General features: G+C 50.0%; 4 protein-coding genes. All 4 read right to left on the minus strand.

The window, feature by feature from the left end; all coding sequences use genetic code 11:
• Nucleotides 1-299: type II secretion system protein (locus tag AB6D93_RS23985; protein WP_372159248.1), on the minus strand; the 299-nt coding region annotated here is incomplete at its 3' end.
• On the minus strand, nt 289-561 hold the full coding sequence (locus AB6D93_RS23990) for a hypothetical protein (RefSeq protein ID WP_133152318.1): 273 nt from the start codon (nt 559-561) through the stop codon (nt 289-291). The genes AB6D93_RS23985 and AB6D93_RS23990, both read right to left, overlap by 11 nt.
• Nucleotides 562-588: 27 nt before the next feature.
• The gene (locus tag AB6D93_RS23995; protein ID WP_102332167.1) at nt 589-1,089 is read right to left on the minus strand and encodes a hypothetical protein; all 501 of its coding nucleotides are present in this window, start codon (nt 1,087-1,089) and stop codon (nt 589-591) included.
• A gap of 9 nt (nt 1,090-1,098) precedes the next feature.
• The coding region (locus AB6D93_RS24000) for a hypothetical protein (RefSeq protein WP_372159249.1) at nt 1,099-1,493 on the minus strand (395 nt) is incomplete at its 5' end.

The following is a 1,493-nucleotide window of genomic DNA, read 5'->3' on the forward strand; positions in this document are numbered from 1 at the left end:
TCAATCGTGCAACTGCCCCAGTATTGTTCGGGGTAGTCGTTCATGAGGTTATCCAACGTTGCTGGCCAACTCGTTTGACTGGTCGCATCGACACCTTCTTCGGTGATTTTGTAGTATTGATATTGATGAATCCGCTCTATCAATTCTCTAATGTGCTCACCGTAAGCTTTCGCTTTCTTGTCTTCCTGATAATTGTGATACACCGGGTAGCTGATCCCCACAATCGCCAGGATGAGCCCGAGCGTAATGAGAAACTCGACTAGCCCCACGCCGCGTTGTTTGAAGGCACTATTCATCATCCATACTCCTCATGTTTTTCATCAGGACACCATACTCCTCGCAATGAGTGGTTGTTGGTCCTTTATCGGGACAAGATACCGATATGAAAAATGACGGTCTTCCGTTAAGTACATTCATTATTTCTTTATGATTCATGCCAATTTGAACGCCTGCCACTAGACCTAATCCCCAAAGTAACAAGAACCAAAGCCCAATCTTGGTATCTTGATTCATCATTGGGCCTGTTTTAAATAAGCGTGTTTTCATTTTATTGTTCATCATTCATTCCTTTATTCGGCAAGCTTATGTTTACCAAGCAAAACACGCCGTAGCTGGGTCAAACTCCATGCGTGATACATCAGTGGGCCCTTTAACGACTTCAAGTATCTTTAAAGTTCGACCTTGAAATTGCCAACTGCCTATCACGGTTTGAGCCAGTTCGTTAAGGCGAGTCGCCTCCTGACTGGAGTGCGCCGTCAACGTGAGGTGCTTACCTATCACGCGGCCACTGTTGCGGCTCGCCTGATAGGCAATATCGAGCGCCCAAGGGCTGTTATCCCGGATGCTCGCCTCCAACCACCCCTCACTGACCAATGTATTGATGTTGTCATCAATCGGTATGTGCAGACAGCCTGTGCGCTCGGTTTCGCTGCGTATCTGCTCATCCATTGCTTGCATGACTGCTGATGTTGTCCGCTTAAATAACGCTTTTTCTCGTTCGCCGTGGTAAGCCAGCAATAACCCGCTCACTACGCCTAACATGGCCAAGGTGCGCAGCGTACTGGCTAGCGTGAGGGAGGTAAGATTCATGCCGACTCCTTACAGCGTCACTGTGATGGTGTTGCCAGCGACCGCTAAGGTCGCGCAGCTGGCAGCGCTGTTACAGTTACCGGCACTCAATTTGGCCAGCGTATCGGCCAAGTCATCGATGTATTGCGTATCGATGTTGGTGATGCCCACCTTCACGCGCTGCATGTTCGCGCTATCGACCGTCAAGGTGTAATTCCCGCCATATTCATTGGTGCCAACGCCATCACGCGTGTCACCACAAATCGTGGAGGACACCGCATTGCGGGTGGCACTGCACACTTTGCTCATGCCAGTACCACTGTGATTGACGCTTTTGACTTTCTCCGCGCCGGCTTTGATTTGCGTGACCGCCGAGACGGTATTGGCTTGCGCCGACCAAGCGGTCGCCATGTTGTAGAGTTTGA

It is taken from the genome of Vibrio sp. 10N.247.310.23 (assembly GCF_041467155.1).
Taxonomy (GTDB): Bacteria; Pseudomonadota; Gammaproteobacteria; order Enterobacterales; family Vibrionaceae; genus Vibrio; species Vibrio crassostreae_C.